The sequence below is a fragment of the Burkholderia sp. Z1 genome (assembly GCF_014893795.1).
Classification (GTDB): Bacteria; Pseudomonadota; Gammaproteobacteria; order Burkholderiales; family Burkholderiaceae; genus Burkholderia; species Burkholderia theae.
The window spans coordinates 3,115,050-3,136,719 of record NZ_JACFYL010000002.1 but is presented as its reverse complement, the minus strand read 5'-3'; the positions used below and the strand labels follow the sequence as shown (position 1 = coordinate 3,136,719).

17 protein-coding genes are annotated in these 21,670 nt (G+C 67.0%); 12 read left to right on the top strand and 5 right to left on the bottom strand.

Annotated features, from left to right (window positions below):
• Positions 1-40 precede the first annotated feature (40 nt).
• Positions 41-2,773: an alpha-ketoglutarate dehydrogenase gene (gene mdeB / locus H3H55_RS30955; protein WP_193101601.1), complete on the bottom strand. Its 2,733-nt coding sequence runs from the start codon at positions 2,771-2,773 to the stop codon at positions 41-43.
• A 150-nt stretch (positions 2,774-2,923) separates the two neighbouring features.
• On the opposite strand from mdeB, the gene H3H55_RS30950 reads away from it, so the two are divergent.
• Positions 2,924-3,451 carry an Lrp/AsnC family transcriptional regulator gene (locus tag H3H55_RS30950; protein WP_047901851.1) on the top strand — a complete coding sequence of 176 codons (528 nt, stop codon included), beginning with the start codon at positions 2,924-2,926 and terminating at the stop codon, positions 3,449-3,451.
• A gap of 226 nt (positions 3,452-3,677) precedes the next feature.
• Positions 3,678-5,399, top strand: a complete 1,722-nt coding sequence (gene poxB / locus H3H55_RS30945) for a ubiquinone-dependent pyruvate dehydrogenase (RefSeq protein ID WP_193101599.1) — start codon at positions 3,678-3,680, stop codon at positions 5,397-5,399.
• A 60-nt stretch (positions 5,400-5,459) separates the two neighbouring features.
• Here poxB and H3H55_RS30940 read toward each other — a convergent pair whose 3' ends face one another.
• Positions 5,460-6,377, bottom strand: coding sequence for a LysR family transcriptional regulator (locus H3H55_RS30940; protein ID WP_193101597.1), 918 nt, complete (start codon positions 6,375-6,377; stop codon positions 5,460-5,462).
• Positions 6,378-6,497: 120 nt separating this feature from the next.
• On the opposite strand from H3H55_RS30940, the gene H3H55_RS30935 reads away from it, so the two are divergent.
• From H3H55_RS30935 to H3H55_RS30915, 5 genes are all read left to right on the top strand, one after another.
• Positions 6,498-7,481 (top strand): aldo/keto reductase, encoded by a 984-nt coding sequence (locus H3H55_RS30935; protein WP_193101596.1) that lies wholly within the window; start codon positions 6,498-6,500, stop codon positions 7,479-7,481.
• 198 nt (positions 7,482-7,679) lie between these two features.
• A complete protein-coding gene (locus H3H55_RS30930) occupies positions 7,680-8,270 on the top strand; it encodes a class I SAM-dependent methyltransferase (protein WP_193102251.1) in 591 nt (196 codons plus the stop codon).
• A gap of 154 nt (positions 8,271-8,424) precedes the next feature.
• Positions 8,425-9,858, top strand: a complete 1,434-nt coding sequence (locus H3H55_RS30925) for an alkaline phosphatase (protein WP_193101594.1) — start codon at positions 8,425-8,427, stop codon at positions 9,856-9,858.
• A 32-nt stretch (positions 9,859-9,890) separates the two neighbouring features.
• The gene (locus H3H55_RS30920) at positions 9,891-11,282 is read left to right on the top strand and encodes an alkaline phosphatase (protein ID WP_193101592.1); all 1,392 of its coding nucleotides are present in this window, start codon (positions 9,891-9,893) and stop codon (positions 11,280-11,282) included.
• A gap of 37 nt (positions 11,283-11,319) precedes the next feature.
• Positions 11,320-12,075, top strand: a complete 756-nt coding sequence (locus H3H55_RS30915) for a hypothetical protein (protein WP_193101590.1) — start codon at positions 11,320-11,322, stop codon at positions 12,073-12,075.
• A 145-nt stretch (positions 12,076-12,220) separates the two neighbouring features.
• On the opposite strand, the gene H3H55_RS30910 is transcribed toward H3H55_RS30915, so the two are convergent.
• The 3 genes from H3H55_RS30910 to H3H55_RS30900 form a co-directional block, all read right to left on the bottom strand.
• A complete protein-coding gene (locus tag H3H55_RS30910; RefSeq protein ID WP_193101588.1) occupies positions 12,221-13,360 on the bottom strand; it encodes an acyltransferase family protein in 1,140 nt (379 codons plus the stop codon).
• Positions 13,357-14,166: an OXA-1043 family class D beta-lactamase gene (gene blaOXA, locus H3H55_RS30905; protein ID WP_193101586.1), complete on the bottom strand. Its 810-nt coding sequence runs from the start codon at positions 14,164-14,166 to the stop codon at positions 13,357-13,359. The genes H3H55_RS30910 and blaOXA overlap by 4 nt, the downstream gene beginning before the upstream one ends.
• A gap of 235 nt (positions 14,167-14,401) precedes the next feature.
• A complete protein-coding gene (locus H3H55_RS30900) occupies positions 14,402-15,553 on the bottom strand; it encodes a porin (RefSeq protein ID WP_048249800.1) in 1,152 nt (383 codons plus the stop codon).
• A 570-nt stretch (positions 15,554-16,123) separates the two neighbouring features.
• On the opposite strand from H3H55_RS30900, the gene H3H55_RS30895 reads away from it, so the two are divergent.
• From H3H55_RS30895 to H3H55_RS37430, 5 genes are all read left to right on the top strand, one after another.
• The gene (locus tag H3H55_RS30895; protein WP_193101584.1) at positions 16,124-17,161 is read left to right on the top strand and encodes an ABC transporter substrate-binding protein; all 1,038 of its coding nucleotides are present in this window, start codon (positions 16,124-16,126) and stop codon (positions 17,159-17,161) included.
• Positions 17,162-17,231: 70 nt separating this feature from the next.
• Complete coding sequence (locus H3H55_RS30890; RefSeq protein WP_129516372.1) at positions 17,232-18,197, top strand: ABC transporter permease; 966 nt, start codon at positions 17,232-17,234, stop codon at positions 18,195-18,197.
• A gap of 14 nt (positions 18,198-18,211) precedes the next feature.
• Positions 18,212-19,033: a quaternary amine ABC transporter ATP-binding protein gene (locus tag H3H55_RS30885; RefSeq protein WP_053077708.1), complete on the top strand. Its 822-nt coding sequence runs from the start codon at positions 18,212-18,214 to the stop codon at positions 19,031-19,033.
• Positions 19,034-19,721: 688 nt separating this feature from the next.
• On the top strand, positions 19,722-20,966 hold the full coding sequence (locus H3H55_RS30880; protein WP_193101582.1) for a hypothetical protein: 1,245 nt from the start codon (positions 19,722-19,724) through the stop codon (positions 20,964-20,966).
• Between the two features lie 230 nt (positions 20,967-21,196).
• Entirely contained in the window at positions 21,197-21,667 is a 471-nt protein-coding gene (locus H3H55_RS37430) for a hypothetical protein (RefSeq protein ID WP_226800418.1), read from the top strand.
• Positions 21,668-21,670 lie beyond the last annotated feature (3 nt).

Below are 21,670 nucleotides of genomic sequence, written 5' to 3'. Positions count from 1 at the left end.
GACGAACAGTCGTCGACTGCCGAGCGGCCGTATCGCCCGATCAGCGCTGCCATGGCGCGATGCCTGGCTGCGCGGACTTGCCGAGACGCGCTCGCGCATCGCGCACAACAGCCGCATCGAGTTCCCCGTCATCCGCCAGCGCCTTCAGCGCGGCGAGCACGATGCTCGCGCGATCGACTTCGAAGAACGCACGCAGCGCGTCGCGCGTGTCGCTGCGCCCGAACCCGTCGGTGCCCAGCGTCACGTAGCGGCGGGGCACGTACGCGCGGATCAGTTCCGGCACCGCGCGCACGTAGTCGGTCGCGGCAATCACGGGCCCGCGCGTTGCGGCGAGCGCGGCGGTCACGTACGGTGTTGTATCGGCATCCTCACCAAGCCGCGTGCACCGTTCGGCTTCCATTCCGTCGCGCTGCAGTTCGGTGAAGCTCGTGACGCTCCACACGGCCGCGTCGATTCCCCAGTCGTCCTTCAGCATCCGTTGCGCGGCGAGCACCTCGCCGAGGATCGCGCCCGCGCCGAGCAACTGCACGCGCGCCGTCGCATTCGATTCGGCCGGCAGCAGATGAATGCCCTTCAGGATGCCTTCGCGCAGTGCGTCGGGATCACCGTCCGGCGCGGACGGCTGCGCGTAGTTCTCGTTCGTGACCGTCACGTAATAGAACACGTCGCGCTGCTGCTCGACCATCTCGCGCATGCCAGCGTCGACGATCGCCGCGACTTCGTATGCGAACGCCGGATCGTACGCGCGGCAGTTCGGGATCGTCGACGCGGCGAGATGGCTGCTGCCGTCCTGATGCTGCAGCCCTTCGCCGCCGAGCGTGGTGCGCCCGGACGTCGCGCCGATCAGGAAGCCGCGCGAGCGCTGGTCGGCGGCGGCCCAGATCAGGTCGCCGATGCGCTGGAAGCCGAACATCGAGTAGTAGATGTAGAACGGCAGCATCGGCAGGTCGTGCACGCTGTACGACGTCGCGGCGGCGATCCACGACGAGATTGCGCCTGCTTCCGAGATGCCTTCCTCGAGAATCTGGCCGCGCGTGTCTTCGCGGTAATAGAGCATCGAACCGAGGTCTTCCGGCTCGTAACGCTGGCCGAGCGGCGAGTAGATGCCGACTTGCCGGAACAGGCTGGCCATGCCGAAGGTGCGCGCCTCGTCGGCCACGATCGGCACGACGCGCGAGCCGATGTCGCGATCCTTGATCAATGCGGCGAGCATGCGCACGAGCGCCATCGTCGTCGACATCTCGCGGCCGGCCGCGTCCAGCGCGAACGCTCCCCAGGCCGGCATCGAAGGGACGGTCAGCCCCTTCGATGCCGCCATCCGCCTTCTGGGCAGATAGCCTCCCAGGGCAGCCCGGCGGGCATGCAGGTAACGCATTTCCGGGCTGTCTTCCTCTGGCTTGTAAAACTTCAATTGCTCGACGTCACTGTCCGACAGCGGCAACCGGAAGCGGTCGCGGAACGCCTTCAGATCGTCGACGTCGAGTTTCTTCTGCTGATGGGTCGTCATCCGGCCCTGGCCGGCCGTGCCCATCCCGTATCCCTTCATCGTCTTCGCGAGGATCACCGTTGGCTGGCCGCGGTGCGCAAGTGCGCGCGCATACGCGGCGTGCAGTTTGCGCGCGTCATGGCCGCCGCGGCGCAGGCGGTCGATCTCCGCATCGGTGAGCTGCGCGGCGAGCGCTTCGAGTGCGGGATCCTGGCTGAAAAAGCGCGCGCGGTTGTATGCGCCGTCGTTCGCGGAGAAGGTCTGGAACTGCCCGTCGACGGTGTCGGCGAAGGCGCGCGCCAGTGCGCCCGCGTGATCGCGCGCGAACAGCGGATCCCAGTCGGAGCCCCACAACACCTTGATGACGTTCCAGCCGGCGCCCGCGAACTGCGCTTCGAGCTCGTCGATCACACGGCCGTTGCCGCGCACCGGGCCGTCGAGCCGCTGCAGGTTGCAGTTGATCACGAACACGAGGTTGTCGAGCCCCTCGCGCGCGGCGAGCGACAGCGCGCCGAGCGATTCGGGTTCGTCCATCTCGCCGTCGCCGAAGAAGCCCCACACGGTGCGGCCCGCGGTGTTCGCGAGGCTGCGATGCTGCAGGTAGCGCATGAAGCGCGCCTGGTAGATCGCGTTGATCGGGCCGATCCCCATCGAGCCGGTCGGGAATTGCCAGAAATCGGGCATCAGCCATGGGTGCGGATACGAGCACAGGCCCGGGCCGGCGATTTCGCGGCGATAGTGCTTCAGGTGATCCTCGGTGAGGAAACCTTCGAGATACGCGCGCGCATAGACGCCCGGCGACGAATGCGGCTGGAAGTACACGAGATCGCCGCTGGCCGTGCTGCCTGCGTCGCCGTTCGCGGGCAACGCCGCGCGGAAGAAATGGTTGAAGCCGGTTTCGAACAGGTCAGACGCCGACGCATAACTCGCGATGTGGCCGCCGAGCTCGCCGTACGCGCGGTTCGCGCGCACGACCATCGCAAGTGCGTTCCAGCGCAGCGCGGCCGACAGCCGCTCTTCGAGGTCGAGGTCGCCCGGATACGGCGGCTGCTCGGCGAGCGCAATCGTGTTCAGGTAACGCGTGACGGGCGTGCGCGACGACGCGAGGCCGGTCGCGCGCGCATGCTCGGCAAGCCGGTCGAACAGGTATTGCGCGCGGTCGCGGCCGACGTGCGCGACCACCGCGTCGAGCGCCTCGAGCCATTCGGCGGTTTCTTCCGGGTCCGCATCGACGCGCGCGAGGGCCGCGCGCTGCGCGTGTTCGATACCGTTCGACAGATCCGTCATGCCAGTCTCCCCGCGCGCCGGCGGCGGCACGCATCAATGGGACTCATGCTACGCGCCGATCCGCAGAATATGCGTCTGATTTCATTCAGAATTTGTCGCTGTATAGTGTAAATATTCTGGAATCGTCGCGAGAGAAGGAATATTCAAACCATGAGCACCTCCCCGAAGCGGCTCGACCGCATCGACATCGGCATCCTGAACCAGCTTCAGCAGAACGCGCGGATCACGAACGCGGAACTGGCGCGCGCGGTGAACCTGTCTACGACGCCATGCTTCAACCGCGTGCGCGCGCTCGAGAAGCTGGGGTTGTTCCGGCAGCAGGTGACGCTGCTCGATCCCGAGCCGCTCGGCCTGCGGATCAACGTGTTCATCCAGGTCAGCCTCGAGAAGCAGGTCGAGGATGCGCTGCAGCGTTTCGAGGAGGCAATCTCGCAGCGGCCCGAGGTGATGGAGTGCTATCTGATGTCGGGCGACGCCGACTATCTGCTGCGCGTCGTGATGCCGGACATGCGCACGCTCGAACGCTTCATCATCGAGCGGCTGACCACGATTCCGGGCGTGTCGAACATTCGGTCGAGCTTCGCGTTGAAGCAGGTGCGTTACAAGACCGCGCTGCCGCTGCCGGCGGCGGGGCTCACGCTCGTCGATCCGGACGAGTCGGCGTCCGACTGGAGCTGAGTGCACGACCTGTTCGCCTGTCCGTTCGCTGACGACACGGTGACGGAACCATGACGCTGGCCGCGCCGGATCGAACCCGTCGCGCGCCTGCGCGCCCTGCGGCCGTCGGCCCGCTTGCACCGTCACGACGCGGCGCGAACCGATCGCGTATGCTCGTCCGGTCGCTGCCGGCTGCGCGTGCACGTCCGGCGCATGCGTGTCTCGACCCATCAACAGCGAGGGCATCATGGCAAGACAATCGATGGCGGAATACCTGGCGAAGACGCTCGCGGCGGCGGGCGTCGAGCGCATCTGGGGCGTGACGGGCGACAGCCTGAACGGCCTGTCGTTCAGCCTGGCCCAGATCGGCTCGATCCGCTGGATGCACACGCGGCACGAGGAAAGCGCCGCGTTCGCGGCCGGCGCGGATGCCGCATCGACCGGGCGGCTCGCGGTGTGTGCGGGCAGTTGCGGCCCCGGCAACCTGCACCTGATCAACGGGCTGTACGACTGTCACCGCAATCACCAGCCGGTGCTCGCGATCGCCGCACACATTCCTTCGACCGAAATCGGCCTCGGTTACTTCCAGGAAACTCATCCGCAAGAACTGTTCCGCGAGTGCAGCCATTTCGCCGAACTCGTGACCAACGCGTCGCAGTTCCCGCGCGTGCTGGCGCGTGCGATGCGCACCGCGATCGAGGAGCGCGGCGTCGCGGTGATCGTGCTGCCGGGCGACATCGCGCTCGGCGACGGCCCGGAAGAAGCACCGGCGTGGAGCGCATCGGCGCCGCCGTCGATCCTGCCGGCCGATGCCGATCTCGACCGGCTCGCGGCGCTGCTCAATGCGTCGGACGCGGTCACGCTGCTGTGCGGCAGCGGCACGCAGGGCGCGCACGACGAAGTGGTCGCGCTGGCTGATACGCTCGGCGCGCCGGTCGTGCATGCGCTGCGCGGCAAGCAGTTCGTCGAATGGGACAACCCGTTCGATGTCGGGATGACGGGGCTGATCGGCTTCAGCTCGGGTTATCACGCGATGGAATCCTGCGACACGCTGCTGATGCTCGGCACGGATTTCCCGTACCGGCCGTTTTATCCGTCGAATGCGAAGGTTGCGCAGATCGACTGGAAGGGCTCGCAGCTCGGGCATCGCGCGCCGCTCGCGCTCGGCCTCGTCGGCACGGTGAAGGAAACGATCGCGGCGCTGCTGCCGCGCCTCACGCGCAAGACGCAGCGGCGCTTCCTCGAGAATGCGCTGAAGCACTACGCGGCCGCGCGCAAGGGGCTCGACGATCTCGCGGTGGCCGAGCCGCCGGGCCGCGCGATCCATCCGCAATACCTGACGAAGATCGTTGACGAAGTCGCTGCGGAAGACGCGATCTTCACGGCCGACGTCGGTACGCCGACACTGTGGGCCGCGCGCTACCTGACGATGAACGGCAAGCGGCAACTGCACGGCTCGTTCAATCACGGTTCGATGGCGAACGCGATGCCGCAGGCGCTCGGCGTGCAGGGCGCGCATCCGGGGCGGCAGGTCGTGTCGCTGTCCGGCGACGGCGGGCTGTCGATGCTGCTCGGCGACCTGCTGAGCGCGCGCCAGCTCAAGCTGCCGATCAAGATCGTCGTGTACAACAACAGCCTGCTCGGCTTCGTGTCGATGGAGCTGAAGGCGGCCGGTTATCTCGACACGAATGTCGACCTGAGCCCGACCGATTTCGCGGCGATCGCGAAGGGCGCGGGGATCTTCAGCGTGCGGGTCGAGCATTCGGAGAACGTCGAGGAAGCGCTGCGCATGGCGTTCGAGCATGACGGGCCGGCGGTGGTCGACGTCGTCACGTCCAAGTACGAGCTTGCGATGCCGCCGAAGATCGAGCTCGCGCATGCGAAGGGTTTCAGCCTGTTCATGCTGCGCGCGATCCTCAGCGGTCGCGGCGACGAGATCGTCGAACTGGCGAGAACCAACTTGCGTTGATGGTGTGCCGCGTGCGATGCGCCATGTAGCGCGCGCGGCTTGCCTTGTGTTCCCGATCGGTCAATCCGGCGCTGCTTCGCGCGCGCCGGCAGCCCACTCGCGCACGGCCTCCACGAACAGCCGCAACGCGGCCGGCGGATGCCGGTTCGCCGGATAGTAGAGGCACATGCTGTCGAAGGTCTGGCCCCACTCGGGCAGCACACGCACCAGTCGTCCGGCGGCCAGATGGCCGGTGACGTGCGCTTCCGCGACCCACGCGATCCCGATACCGGTCAGTGCCGCGTCGACCATCAGGGTCTGGTTGCCGAGCGTCAACGGCCCGTCGACGTCGACGCTCACGCGCTTGCCGTCGCGCATCAGGTCCCAGCGATAGAGCGCGCCGCTTTCGAAGCGGAAGCGGATGCACGGGTAACGTGTGAGGTCGTGCGGGCTCTCCGGCGGCGCGTGCCGCGTCAGGTAGTCGGGCGATGCCACCGCGACGAAGTGCATCGGGCCGCCGAAGCGCACGGCGATCATGTCGCGCGGCACGTCTTCGTGAACGCGGACGCCGGCGTCGAAACCGTGCTCGACGATGTCGATCAGCCGCGAATCGACGACGAATTCGACGTGGATGTCCGGGTAACGGGCGACGAAGGCCGGCAGCACATGCCGGATCAACGGACGCGACCCGGCCTCCGACGCGCTGATCCGGATCTGGCCAGACGGCCGGTTGCGGGCGGTCGCGGCGTCGTTCAGCGCGTCCTCGAGATCGGCCACCGCGGGCCGCACGCGCAGCAGCAACTGTTCGCCGGCCTCCGTCAGTGCGACCGAGCGCGTCGTGCGGTTGAACAGCCGCACGCCGAGCCGCGCTTCGAGGTGGCGGATCGTATGGCTCAGCGCCGACGGCGATACGCCGAGAATCCGGGCCGCGCCGCTGAAGCTGCGCTGCTCCGCGATCGTGATGAAGGTCGTCAGTTCGCCGATGTCGGTGCGCCGCATTTGTGAGATTTCCTCAATAACGCATGAAATAGTACGCCGATTGTTGAGCAGTATCCATCAACCTACACTGGCTTCCTCGGCATCCCGTCGATCGTCTTCACCTTTCTGCAGGAGAAATTCATGCAAACGCGCGTGCTTGGAAAGAGCGGCCTCGAAGTCTCGGCAATCGGGCTCGGCTGCATGGGATTGAGTTTCGGGCTCGGCCCCGCCATCGACAAGGCGAGCGGCATCGCGCTGATTCGCGCGGCGTTCGAACGCGGCGTGACGTTCTTCGATACCGCGGAAGCGTATGGTCCGTTCGTCAACGAGGAACTGGTGGGCGAGGCGCTGGCGCCGTTTCGCGACCAGGTCGTGATCGCCACCAAGTTCGGTTTCGAGAACGCCGAGCCGATGAAGGGCGTCGACAGCCGGCCGTCGCATATCCGCGAAGTGGCCGACGCGGCGCTGAAGCGGCTCAAGATCGACCGCATCGACCTGTTCTACCAGCATCGCGTCGATCCGAACGTGCCGATCGAGGATGTCGCGGGCACGGTCAAGGACCTGATCCGCGAGGGCAAGGTCGCGCATTTCGGGCTGTCGGAAGCCGGTGAGCAGACGATTCGCCGCGCGCATGCGGTGCAGCCGGTCGCCGCACTGCAAAGCGAGTATTCGCTTTGGTGGCGCGAGCCGGAAACGCACATCCTGCCGACGCTCGAGGAGCTCGGCATCGGCTTCGTGCCGTTCAGCCCGCTCGGCAAGGGCTTCCTGACCGGCGCGATCGACGCGAGCACGACGTTCGCCGCGAACGACTTCCGCAATATCGTGCCGCGCTTCTCGGAGGAAAACCGCAAGGCGAACGCGGGCCTCGTCGATCTGCTCGGCCGCATCGCGACCGACAAGGGCGTGACGCGCGCACAGATCGCGCTGGCATGGCTGCTCGCGCGCAAGCCGTGGATCGTGCCGATTCCGGGCACGACGAAGCTGCATCGACTCGACGAGAACGTGGGCGCGGCCGCCGTCGTGCTGACGGCCGACGATCTCGCCGCGATCGAGGTGGCGCTGCAACAGGTCAGGATCGTCGGCGAGCGTTATCCGGCGAGCTTCCAGCAGCGCGTCGATCGTTGATCCGTCGCGGGGTATTAGGGACAATCTTCACGTCGCCTTAAGTTTGCGTTTCCTAGAATCCATTTGATCGTCGCGCTTCCTGCGACGGAGCGATTCGTACAGGAGGATGCACGTGAAAGAATCCCGCATTGCCGTTGCCCTGCCCCGCGAAGTCAGCGGCATATCGAGGCTGAACGCGCAACCGATCGGGGCGTGCCGATGATCTGGCCGAACGCGTGGCGTGTCTCGGCACTGTTCGTGCGCGAGTGGGTCGGCCGCCCGGCCGCGGTGGGCGCGTTGTGTCCCAGTTCGCGGCATCTGGCGCGCGAGATGGCCGATGCGGTGCCGGACGGCGACGGGCTGGTCGTCGAACTCGGCGGCGGCACCGGCGCGATCACCGCGGCGCTGCTCGAACGCGGGGTCGCGCCACGGCGCCTCGTCGTGGTCGAGCGTTCGCCGGCGTTCGTGCAGCACCTGCGGCGGCGTTTTCCGGATGTGTCGGTCGTGTGGGGCGATGCGCGGCAGCTCGAACGGCTGCTGCCGCCCGCCGCGCGGGTCGATGCGATCGTGTCTTGCCTGCCGTTGCGCACGCTGCCGCGCCAGGACGTGACGGCCATCGTCGATCAATGTCGTCGAGTGCTGTCGGCCGACGGCGTGATGATTCAATTCACCTACGACTTGCGGTCGCCCGGCCGTCATCCGTTGAGCGATTCGGCATTTGTTGCATGCGGCAGCCGGATCGTCTGGGCAAATATTCCGCCCGCGCGGGTCGTGACCGTGCGCAACGCCACGGCCGAAGCCGAGGGTTGACGCCGCCGCGCGCGTGGCGTCGCTGCACGGCGCCGCGACGACGTCTTTCATAATCCATACCAATCCTTCCAAATACCATTCATATTGCCGTCACATCAGGTTCCTAACATCGCCTTTCATTTCGAAAGCATCAACACCGGGGGGAACCGGCAACATGAATCGAATCAAAATGGCGGCGCTGCTGTGTGCCGGCGCCTTTGCGCTTGCCGGATGCAACAGCGACGACGGCCCGACCAGCTCGACGCCCGCGCCCGTGCAGGCGGCGGCGCGCAACGTGATCTTTTTCCTCGGCGACGGCATGGGGATGACGACGCTGACCGCCGCACGCATCTATGCGGTCGGTGAAGACGGCGCGCTCACGATCGACACGCTGCCCGAATCCGCGTTCGTGAAGACCTATTCGAACGACGCGCAGGTGACGGATAGCGCGCCGTCGATGTCGGCGTACATGACCGGCATCAAGACCAACAACGAAGTGATTTCGATGTCGCCCGACACGAAGGCGATCGAGCCGACCGCCGGCCTCACCGGCAACTGCGGCGCGAACAACGGCAAATCGGCGACGACGCTGCTGGAGATCGCGAAGGCGAAGGGGATGGCGACGGGTGTCGTGACGACCACGCGCGTCACGCACGCGACACCCGCCGCGACGTATGCGCACGTGTGCCATCGCGACGCCGAGAACGACATCGCGGCCCAGCTCGTGCCGGGCGGCGCGGGCTACAACGGCGCGCTGGGCGACGGCGTCGACGTCGTGCTCGGCGGCGGCACGCAATTCTTCGTACCGAAGGACGGTGGCGGCAAGCGCATCGACGGGCGCAACCTGGTCAACGAACTGAAGGCCAAGGGCTACGCGTTCGCGCAGAACCGCGACGACCTGCTGGCCGCGGATGCGACGAAGAGCGGGAAGCTGGTGGGCCTGTTTTCGTCGAGCCACATGAGCTACGACCTCGATCGCGGCGCGACGAAGGAGCCGAGCCTGTCCGACATGGCGACGCGTGCGCTCGACGTGCTGCAGAACAACCCGAAGGGTTATTTCCTGATGGTCGAGGGCGGCCGGATCGATCACGCGCTGCATGACACCAACGCAAAGCGCGCGTTGCAGGACACGGTCGCGTTCGACAACGCGATCAAGGCGACGCTCGACAAGGTGCGCAAGACCGATCCCGACCTGAAGAACACGCTGATCGTCGTCACGGCCGATCACGATCACACGCTGGTGCTGAACGGTTATGCGGCGCGCACCGGCAAGACCGAAGCGGGCAAGCCCGGCGTGCTGGGCGTGCTGCGCAGCTACCAGACGGGCGCGGTCGCGAAGGACGCGGACGGCGCACCGTACACGATCATCGGCTTCGGCAACGGCGAGAACCGCGTGCAGGGCAGCCGCGCGGGCACCGCGCTCACCGACGCGGTGACGGGCGCCGACGATTATCGCCAGGAGGCGGTCGTGCGGATGGACAAGGGCAACGAGACGCACGGCGGCACGGATGTGTTCCTCGGGGCGATCGGCCGCGGCGCGGATGCGTTCCACGGCGTGATCGAGAACAACAAGGTCTTCGAGCTGGTGCGCAACGCGGTGCAGCTTTGAGCGCCGACAACACGGGTACAGGGGAATACAGGATGTCGACCATCAAATGCATCGCGGCGGCGCTGGCCGTCGTGGGTTTCGCATGCGGCCCGGCGCAGGCCGCCGGCCAGGCGAAGAACGTGATTTTCTTTCTCGGCGACGGCATGGGGCCGACGACCGTGACGGCGAGCCGGATCTACAAGGTCGGCGAGTCAGGACAACTGACGATGGAGAAGCTGGCCCGCACCGCGCGCGTCAAGACCTTCTCGAACGACGCGCAGACCACCGACAGCGCACCGTCGATGGCCGCGTACATGACCGGCGTGAAGATGAACAACGAGGTGCTGTCGATGTCGTCCGACACGCGCGCGGTCGCGCCGGGCAACGACGTCAACGGCAACAAGACCGTCAACAACTGCGCGCCGGGCAACGGCCAGCCGGTCGCGACGCTGCTGGAACTGGCGAAGGCGCGCGGCAAGGCGGTCGGCGCGATCACGACGACCGAACTCACGCATGCGACGCCCGCCGCGACCTATTCGCACATCTGCCATCGCGACGCGCAGTACGACATCGCCGCGCAGGCGGCGCCGGGCGGTGCCGGCTACAACGCGGCGCTCGGCGACGGCGTCGACGTGCTGATGGGCGGCGGCCGCAACCACTGGACGCCGTTCGATCCGGTGGCCAACAAGCGCGGGCGCGCGGACGGGCGTAACCTGCTCGACGAGATGAAGGCGAAGGGTTACACGGTCGTGGCGAGCAAGGATCAGCTCGCGCAGGCCGGCAACGGCAAGTTGGTTGGTCTGTTCAGTTCGACGAGCCATCTCGAGTACGAGCTGGACCGCGTGGCGGGCAAGGGCGAAGGGCCGTTGCAGCCGAGCCTCGCCGACATGACGTCGAAGGCGATCGACGTGCTGTCGAAGAATTCGAACGGTTATTTCCTGATGGTCGAAGGCGGCCGGATCGATCACGCGCTGCACGGCACCAACGCGAAGCGCGCGCTCGAAGACACGGCGGCATTCGACGAAGCGATCCGCGTCGCGCTGTCGAAGGTCGACCTGTCGAATACGCTGATCGTCGTGACGGCCGACCACGACCACACGATGACGATCAACGGCTATTCGAAGCGCGGCAATCCGATTCTCGACATCAGCCGCAACTATCGCGACGGCCAGCCGAGCAAGGATGCCGACGGCAATACCTACACGACGCTGGTGTTCGGCAATGGCGCGAACCGTCCGAACGTGCGCGCATCGGTCGATTCGGCCACGGCGATGAACGAGGCGTATCTGCAGGAAGTCGGCGTGCGGATGGGCAGCGCGGGCTCGGAGACGCACGGCGGCGGCGACGTGATGCTGTTTGCCGACGGTGCGGATGCGAAGGCGTTCAAGGGCACGATCGACAACACGAAGGTGTTCGGTCTCGTGCGCTCGGCGTTCGGTTTCTGACGCCGGTGACTGCCTTCATGACGAACGGGAATCCTCGATGAAACGCCAGCTTCTCGGTGCGCTCGCTTGCGGGTTGATCGCGTTGCCCGCCTTTGCGGCGGCGGACCTCGACGCCGTGCTGCTGCACGAAAGCCGCACGGTGACGGCCGATGGTGTGACGCGCACCACGATGTACCGGGAACGGATGGTGCGGCGCGACGGCCACGTGTGGGTCGAGCGCGTGCTGCCCGTCGCGGCGGCGGGCGGCGGTCATGGCGACGATCACGACCATGACCACGACGCTGGCGGCGCGCGCCAGGATCCGCCACGCGCCGGCGTGCAGCCGGCCGCCGCCCATGCCGGCCACAAGCACTTCAACTTCCAGGCGGCCGCACGGCACGTCACCTACGACGGCAAGACGGCGCGTATCGAGTACGTGGACGCGGCGAACCGGACGGTCGTCGGTGTGCCGCCGGCCGAGTATGAAACCACGGGTTTCGACGGCTCGTGGGACAACGCGTACTACGTGACGCCGCCGTCGCAGCTGAAGCGGCTCGCGGTCGCAAAGCGCGGCGATGCGCCCGGCACCCGCTGGTACGAGCAGGCGGTCGAGTCGCCCGGCGCGCGCGGGGTGAACCGGATCCTGTGGAGCGAACGGCTGCAGGCGCCGCTGTCGGTCGAATACCGCAGTGCCGACGGTCGCGTCGTGCGCAAGCTGACGCTGACCCCGGAGCCGGCTGCGCGAAGGGCGCCGTTGCCGTGGCAGACGCTCGCCGGTTATACGCGCAAGGAATACGCGGACTATCTGGATTGACCGACGCGCGACTGATGACGTGGTCGCGCAGTCTCGACATTTGGTAAGCGGGGCTTGCGGTCAGGCCGGCCGGTATCGTGCGATACGGCCGGGCCCTGGCCGTTTTTTTCTGTCCCGCCGCGCGGCAGGGATTGCCGACGAATTGCTAGTAGCGCGTGCCGTCCGGCACGCGCGCCGCAGGCCGCGATGCGACCCGCTTGATGAAGCGGTCGAGCGGTGTTGCATAGCCGCGTGCGATCAATGCGCTCAAGCCGGCCGACAGCACCAGATACGCGACCAGCAACCCCAGCTTGCCGTCGCCGTGCATATCCGACGGCGGCCAGAACGTGCGCAGTGCGCCGAGCACGATCAGGTGAAACAGATACAGCTCGTAGCTGAGCCGGCCGCTCCAGCGCAGCGGCGCGAGCACGCGGAGGGGCGCGCGTTCGCGTTCGGCATGCGCGCCGATCAGCAGCACGGCCGTGCCGAGCGCCATCGCGGATACGCCGACGACATGGCTTTCCGCGATCGGCCACGCGAGATAGAGCACCGTCATCGCCGCAGCCGTGAGCCATTGCACGGGCGCGGCCGCGAGCACCTGCCAGCGCGCACGTTCGGCCAGCAACGCGGTACAGCAGCCGATCGCGATCCCGTCGAAGCACGCGAAGTACGCGTACAGGAAGCCGCCTTCGTCGCCCGGATGCATGAAGCGGTACACGGGGCCGATCGCGGTTATCAACAGCCAGAACGCGAACAGCCGCGTGTCGCGGCGCAGCGCGATGCACAGCAGCGGAAACGACAGATAGAACATCTCTTCGACCGACAGCGACCACAGCACGCCGAGCGCGTAGTTGACCCATCCGTATGCGCCGATCAGCACGTTCATCCAGAACGTGAGCGACGCGAGATTCACGAGCCAGAACGACACGGCGATGCCCTGCGGCGCATGGTTGGTAAAGATCGGTACGCCGGCCGCCGCAAGGCCGTTGACGAGCGCGAGCAGCAGGAGCAGGCACGGGACGATGCGGGCGACGCGCGATACGTAGAACGCGCGCACGTCGAGCGCGCCGAGGCTGCCCCAGCGGCGGCGCGCATTCGACGTGATCAGGTAGCCCGAGATCGCGAAGAACATCGTCACGCCATAGTTGCCGTTGCGCACGATTGCATGGACCGTGTCCCAGCCGAGCACGCGCGCAAGCGCCGTGTCGCGCAGCGGATACGCGATGTTGAAGTGATGCAGGAGGACGAGCAGGATCGATATGCCGCGGAGCAGGTCGATCCGCGCATTGCGTGGAATGGTGCTCACTGTGGCTCCTCGGGTTCGGCGAGCGCCGGCAGCGCGTCGAGGAACGTGTCGCGCGCACGCAGCCCGGCGTTCGGCGCTTGCCGCTTGTCGTCCTGGATCAGATACGCGAACGCGAGCTTGCGCGGCCCCTTCGCCGCCCAGCCGACGAACCAGCCGTATGCGTGCGACGCGTCGTACTTGAGCCCCGGCGATCCCGTGCCGGTCTTGCCGTGCACGATCCAGCCGCCGGGCTGTCTGTCGATCAGCGTGATCCGTTCGGTCATGTCATACGCGTGCGCGCTGACCGGCAGCGTCCGGTTCGCGATCCCGCGCATGAAAGCGATTTGTTCGAGCGGCGAGATCTGCAACGACGAATTGACCCAGGCGCCCATCACGCCGCTCGATTCGCCCTTTTGGCGGGTGACGTCCGCGTTGCCGTAGCCGAATGCGCTCGTGTACTGCTGGAAGCGCGCTTGTCCGAGCGCCTGTGTGATCTGCTGCGAATACCAGAAGATCGACAGCTTCATCCAGCGCGCCGGGTCGGTCGGTTCGCGCCAGGGCGCACCGCCCCAGTCGGGGTAGCCGGTGTGGAAGTCGAGCGTCGGCGTGTGGTCGTCTTTCAGGATGCCCGCATCGAAACCCATCAGGCTGATCGCGACCTTGAACGTCGACGCGGGCGTGACGCGGGTCGCACAATCGCCTTGCCGCACGAGTATCTGGCCGGTGGTTGCATCGGCGACCACGGTACAGACGGGGCGGGCCTGAATGGACGCGGCGGCCAGCAGGCCGACGGCGAAGGCGAACAGCGTGCGGCGCCAGGGATTCAAGCGAGGCTCCTTCGGAACAGGGGGCGAACACGCGCCGGTTACGCAGGACCGATGCCATGGACGGCGCGCGCAGGAATCGCACAGTGTATCGGCGGATCGATGCCGGTTGACCTGTCACGGTTGCGGGGCCGCGCCCCATGAAAAAGCCCGCCGGCAGGCTTGCGCTTGCGGGCGGGCAAAGACACCTCGGCGGAGTCGCGCGGGTGTCGCGTGAAGTCTGGAGAACCGCGTGGCGTCAGAACTTGTGACGAAGCGCGAGACGCACGGCCACCTGGTTCGACGTCGACGACGGCGCGTCGGTGCCGGGGATGAACGCCTGGTCGAGGATCGAGTTCGTCTTGTCGCCGGCGATGTGCTGGTACGCGGCCTGCACGTACACGTCGGTGCGCTTCGACAGGTTGTAGTCGGCCATCAGCCCGACCGAGTGGATCTTCGGCTTCGCGTCGCCGGTCGATGCGTCGTACTTCTCGAGCGACAGCACGTACTGCGCGCCGACCATGAACGCCGGCGTGATCTGGTACGAACCGTTCAGTTCGAAGTTCTGGTACTTGATCGCGCTGACCGTCGCTCCCGGCGCGATGATCGCGCCCGGCGTGCCGAGGTAGCCGTTGCCGGTCGGGTTCTTGTAGTTCGAGTTCGTGTACGCGAAGCCGACCGTCGCGGGCCCGAACGTGTAGTTGATGCCCGCGCCGAACACGCGCATGCGCTCGGCGATGAAGCTCGCGTCGTTCGCGGTGATCGCGCCGGCCGAGCCGTCGCCCGGATGGTTCGCCTGCAGGTACGCGGCGCCGATCAGCAGCCCGTTGTTCTGGTACTGCGCGCCGAAGCTGTACGCGCGGTTGTCCGAGAAGTTCGTGCTGTTGCTGAAGCTGTAGGCGCCACCGAACTGGAAGCCGCCGAAGTTCGGGCTCGCGTACTTGACGGTGTTGTCGAGGCGGAACGAGTTGTCGGTGTTGTCGTTGTCGAACGGGTGCGCGAGCAGGTAGCCGCCCCAGTTGCCGTTGGCGGTGGTCGGCGCGAGATAGTCGACGACCGAGTCGTATTGGCGGCCGAACGTCAGCGTGCCGTACTGCGCCTGGCTCAGGCCGACGTACGCCTGGCGGCCGAACATGCGGCCACCCTGGTTGAGCCGGCCGGTGTTCACGTCGAAGCCGTTCTCGAGCTGGAAGATCGCCTTCATGCCGCCGCCGAGATCCTCGCTGCCCTTCAGGCCCCAGCGGCTGCCTTGCGCGTAGCCGCTTGCCATTTCGTAGACGTGGCCGGTGCCGACGTTGTTCGTGTAGTTCAGGCCTTCGTCGATCACGCCGTACAGCGTGACGCTGCTTTGTGCGAACGCGGGGGACGCGAAGGCGGTCGTTACGGCCAGCGCCGTCAGGGTCTTTTTCATTGAGATCTCCGGGATATCCAGCTTGTATCGGTTGTCGTGAGCGCGTCCGGCGAGGCGCGCCCCGTCATCCGGGGCGATCCGGCGCAGCGCGCGCGGCGCCGGAAACGCGCAATGCGCGGCGGCGCGGCGACCGGCAGCGTCGGGTCGTGTCTCCTCCGATGACACCGCGCATTCTTCCCAACCCTAAAAAGAACCGAAAGCGAGTAATTTCGATGGATGGGATCGGGTTCGCCGATGGGGGCGCGACGGGCGGTTTCGACAGTCGAAACGGCACGCGTGGCGCTGCGGTGCAATGCCGGCCGAACAACCGCCGGGCGTGGGCGCGACACGGCTCGCCCCGGGCCGCGATTGGCCTCGGGAAATCGGCCGAGAAGCCCGTCCGGCGGGCCTGACGGGGTATCCGGCGATCGATTGGCGCTGCCGATTGCAATGATCGGAATTACTCGTTTCCCTAAACAAATTGGTGGCTCAAAGATGCAGACTGACCGGACGTGGATGGATTCGCGATTCGCCGGTCGCCGCGCATGCCGCGACGCACAAACTACAGATTCGATTTGGAGACGACCCACCATGCAGATTCGACGACTGAAAACGGTCCTTCTCGCCGCCGCGGCGATCCTGTCCGCGCCCGCCGCCCATGCGGCCGGCGGCGCGTGTGCCGACGGCAAGACGGTCCATTTCGCGGGCATCACGTGGGAGAGCGGGTCGTTCGCGACCGAAGTGCTGCGGCAGATCATGGAGAAGGGCTACGGCTGCAAGACGGACGTCGTGCCGGGCAGCACGGCCGCGACGGAAACGGCGCTTGCGCGCAACGACCTGCAGATCTGGGCCGAGCAATGGACGGGCCGCAGCGAGATCACCGCGAAGGCCGTCGCGTCGGGCTCCGTGAAGCTGATCGGCGACACGCTGCCGGGCGGCACGACGGAAGGCTGGTTCGTGCCCGAATACGTGGTGAAGGGCGATCCGGCGCGCAACATCAAGCCGGTCGCGCCGGGGCTCGTGTCGGTCGAGGATCTGCCGAAATACAAGCAGGTGTTCGCCGACGAGGAGGAACCGGACAAGGGCCGCTTCCTGAACTGCCCGACCGGCTGGGACTGCGAGCGCGTGAACTCGCGCCTGCTGAAGGTGCTGAAGCTCGACCAGTCGTACACGAACTTCCATCCGGGCACGGGCGCGGCGCTCGACGCGGCGATTGCTTCCGCGTATCAGCGCGGCGCACCGATCGTGTTCTATTACTGGGGCCCGGCCGCGCTGATGGCGAAATACAAGTTCGCGGCGCTGAAGATGCCGGCCTATAACGAAGCATGCTGGAAGACGCTGCGCGACGAGAGCAGCACGCACCAGTGCGCGTCGTCGTACATGGTGTCGCGGCTGACGGTCGGCGTGTCGAAGCCGTTCGCCGATGCGAACCCCGATCTCGTCGGCGTGTTCGGCAAGGTGCGTTTTCCGATGGACTTCCTGAACCAGACGATCCTCGAGATGACGACGAAGAAGATCGACGGCGCGGCCATGGCCACGCAGTTCCTGAAGACCCGCCAGGACATGTGGAAGCAGTGGGTGCCGGCCGACGTCGCGCAGAAGATCGCCGGCAACCTGAAGGGCGCGTAACCTGCGCGCGGCGGCGGGCTCGCGCCCGCCGTCGCCGTCACGCGCCTTCGCGGCGCGACGGAGAATCAACATGAACGGCTTCTTTCTGCACCTGTCGATCGCCGACTGGGTCAACAGCGCGCTCGAGACTTTCGTCGCGCAATACGGCGACAGCTTCCATCACTTCAGCACGATGCTGCTGCGCTACCTGCTCGTGCCGCTCGAAGGCGCGCTGCGCGTGGCGCCGCCGTGGCTCGTGCTGCTGGTCGTCGGCGCGATCGCGTGGAATGCGACGCGCCGCATCGGCCTCGGCGCGCTCTTCATGCTGCTGCTCTACGCGATCGGCTGCTTCGGCCTGTGGGACAAGCTGATGCAGACGCTCGCGCTGATGCTCGTCTCGACGGTGCTGTCGGTCGCGATCGGCGTGCCGCTCGGCATCCTCGCGTCGCGCAGCGCGTGGCTGCGCCGGATGCTGCTGCCCGTGCTCGACGTGATGCAGACGCTGCCGAGCTTCGTGTACCTGATCCCGGTGCTGATGCTGTTCGGCCTCGGCAAGGTGCCCGCGATTCTCGCGACGATCATCTACGCGTTGCCGCCGCTGATCCGCCTGACCGATCTCGGCATCCGCCAGGTCGATCCGGACGTGACGGAAGCCGCGCGCGCGTTCGGCACGACGCGCTGGCAATTGCTCGTCAACGTGCAGATACCGCTGGCGCGGCCGAGCATCATGGCCGGCATCAACCAGACGACGATGATGGCGCTGTCGATGGTCGTGATCGCGTCGATGATCGGCTCGCGCGGGCTCGGCGAGGACGTGCTCGCGGGCATCCAGACGCTCGACGTCGGCAAGGGCACGCAGGCCGGCCTCGCGATCGTGATTCTCGCGATCGTGATCGACCGGATCAGCCAGGGCTTCGGCCAGGAACGGCGCGCACGGCGGCGGCTCGCGCAGCAGCGCCGGCAGAAGGGCGCGTCGCGCGTACCGTACCGGCTGCCGCGCAAGGCGCAGTCGGCGGGCGTCGATTCGAATCAGGCGACGCAATCGTCGCGCGCATAGGAACGGAGACAGACATGGCGACCATCGACGTCAAACACGTGTACAAGCTGTTCGGGCCGCAGGCCGCGCATGCGCGCGTGCTCGACCTGCTGCGCTCCGGCAAGCGCAAGGCCGACGTGCTGGCCGAAACGGGCTGCAACGTCGGGCTCAACGACGTGAGCCTCGGCATCGAGTCGGGCGAGATCTTCGTGATCATGGGGCTGTCGGGTTCCGGGAAGTCGACGCTCGTACGGCACTTCAACCGGCTGATCGAGCCGACGGCCGGCGAGATCGTGATCGACGGCAGCGACGTGATCAAGCTCGACGCGCACGGGCTGCGCGAGCTGCGCCGCTTCAAGGTCAGCATGGTGTTCCAGAACTTCGGGCTGCTGCCGCACCAGACCGTGCTCGACAACGCGGCGTATGCGCTGCGCACGCGCGGCGAGAAGCGGCACGACGCGGCCGAAGCGGCGCGCAACTGGCTGACGAAGGTCGGGCTGGACGGCTATGGCGATCATTACCCGGACGAGCTGTCGGGCGGGATGCGGCAGCGCGTCGGCCTCGCGCGGGCGCTGGCCGCGGATACCGACGTGTTGCTGATGGACGAGGCGTTTTCGGCGCTCGATCCGCTGATCCGCACCGAGATGCAGGATCAGCTGCTCGAACTGCAGGCGACGCTTTCCAAGACGATCGTGTTCATCACGCACGATCTCGACGAGGCATTGCGCATCGGCGACCGGATCGCGATCCTGCGCGACGGCACGCTCGTGCAGGTCGGGACGCCGGACGACATCCTGTCGCGTCCCGCCGACGATTACGTGCGCAGGTTCGTGGAGAAGCGGTCGAGCGTGAACTGAGCCGGCGCGAGAACGGCCGGCGAAGCACGGGGTGCCTCGCCTGCGTTTTGAGCGGCAGCCGGCGGGCACCCGCACGTGATTGAGCGTCAGGCGGCCCGCGGGTTCCGTACGGTGCACTGCAGCGGGATTGGCGTCGCCACGCCATCGCGCCTGCCGGCCGGAATCCTCGTTCCGGCCGATATCCCGACCCGCGCGCGCCGACGCTCGCCGCGGACAGAATTCGAAGAAAAAGCGACCTATCACAGTCGAAACATTTCTGAATGGCGTTCCATGCGGGCTTTTGACGCCTTGGCGGAATGAATTCGGCGAGCGTCCTTGCCGGGCTTGCGTTTGCGATCGGGATCGAATACCCGGCGCTACGGGCATACCCGGATGCGCCAGACGCGGCAGGCTCAAAAGTGAAACATTCCGCGCTTGCAGGGCCTGCGTTCGTAGTGTCAGGCAAGCGTATGAATGTAAAGGGGAAATCCATCCGCATATCGCGGATGTCCCGGCGCCATGCCGATCCACGCGTTTCAGACTTGAAACATAAACCGCGTGCCGGGATCGGGCAGTCAGGCCACGTCGCGTGAAGAATCCAACGGTCTCTTTGTGTTCATGCCGCATGCGGGATTGGCATCGCCGATGCGTGTTGTCGTCCGGATTGGTGCGGTCGGCCAACCGTTCCTCGTTACTTCAGGAGGATTTCATGCGCAAGACTTTATTGGCGTCCGCTGCGTTTCTCGCCTTGGGATGCAGCGGCTACGCGATAGCGAATCCATGCAGCAGCGATACCAGTTCGACATGCAGCCAGAAAGCCGATGACGGATCGAACACCCTCACCAACACAGTCAACTCAAGCCAGACCAGCACCACCGGGTCCAATGCGAATGAAGTTTCGCCGGGCGCGAGTGTCTATCAGGATTCGTACAACAGCACCAAGGTCGTCGCGCTCAGCAAGCTCGACGGCTACGTCAGCAACGTCCAGGTCTGGGGTATCGGCAACCACGCGACCAACTCGGGCAGCGCGGCGGGTGGAAGCGGCGGCAAGGGTGGCAACGGGTATGGCTATGGTGGCACGGGCGGTAACGGCGGAGGCGGCGGTGCGGGCGGCGACGGCGGCAAAGGCGGCAGCGCGCATAACGGCAGCGCCACGGCGGGCAACGCCAGCAACGGCAGCGCGACGGCCGGCACCGGCAACGCCGGCAAGGGCGGCAACGGCGGTTCGTCCGTGGCCGATGGCGGGACAGGCGGCTCCGCCACGGCGAGCGGCGGCTACGGTTCCGGCAAGGGCGGCGGCGCAGTCGCGGCTTCGGTCGGCGTAGGCGGCGACGGCACGGGCAGCGGCACCGGCTGGGGCGGCGGCACCGGCACCGCCAATCCTGGTTCCGCGTGGGCCAGGAATCATGGCAGCGGAAGCGCGTCGGCATCGGCCGGCAGCGGCACCGGCACCGGCACGGGGACCGGCAGTGGTACGGGTAGCGGCACAGGCGGCGCAGGGTCGGCGGGTACGTCGACCGCTTCGGGCGGATCGGGCTCGGGCATGGGTGGTGCCGGCACGTCTTCGGGCGGAGCAGGCGGCTCGGGCGCGGCCGTTGCGGGCAACGGCGCTGCAGGCGGCGCAGGCACGGGCGGCAGCGCGGCGAACGGTGGCGCGACGACGACGGCCAGCAACGGCAGCGCAACCGCGGGTAGCGGCGCGGTGGGCGCGATGGGCGGCGCGGGCGGCGCAGGCGGCATCGGCGCAGGCGGTACCGGTAACGGTGCGGTCGGCGGCGCGGGTGGCGCAGGCGGAGTCAATACGGTCGACGCGGGGACGTTCAACATGTCCAACGCGATGACGAGCGTCGGCCAGACCGCGGCGGGCATCATGGTCGCCAACCAGAACAGCGGCATGGCGTCGCTCATTCAGCAGGCCGTGACCGTGCAGGCGAACCTGACCGTAGGACGTTAGAAGGCCGGTTGGTCCTGGCGAGTCGAATGCATGGACGCGGGCGCATGCGATCCCGCGGCTTGCGTTCCATCGCCGGACGGAAGGACTGCCGGCGAGGGCGGGATGGCTGAATGGCCGTCTCGCTCCCGTTGGCGCAAGCCGGGCTGATTTCCGTCGATCGACGGTCACGCGGATTCCGCTCCCTGTGCGTCGGGTTCGAGCCGACTCGCGCAGGGACCAAGGAGACAGCCATGCGAATCCGAACGGCACTTTCGCTGGTGATATTGCCTGCGGCGCTGCTGCCGGGCCTGACGGCCCATGCCGCGGATGACTGGGCACGAACCGTTGCGGTGGAGGCAGCCGTCGGCGTGGCGCCGGCAGCCGTACCTTCCCCACCCACCGCGCGCGCGGATCAGGCCGCTCCGGCCGAGACCGCCGCACTCCCTGCGACCGGCGCCGCGACCGCGCAAGCGGGCAGCTTCGGCGTCGCGATGACGCCCGACCAGCTCGACGAGCATCGGGGTGGCGATGCGCTGATCGGCCAGAACTATCTGACTGGCGCGGTGACCGACAACGTGGCGAACCGGGTGTCGACCGGCTCGAATTCGATCGCCGACGGCTCGTTCGCCAATTCGAGCGGTCTGCCGACGGTCATCCAGAATACCGGCGCCAACGTGTTGATTCAGAACGCGACGGTGCTCAACGTGCGCTTCGGGAACTGAGCG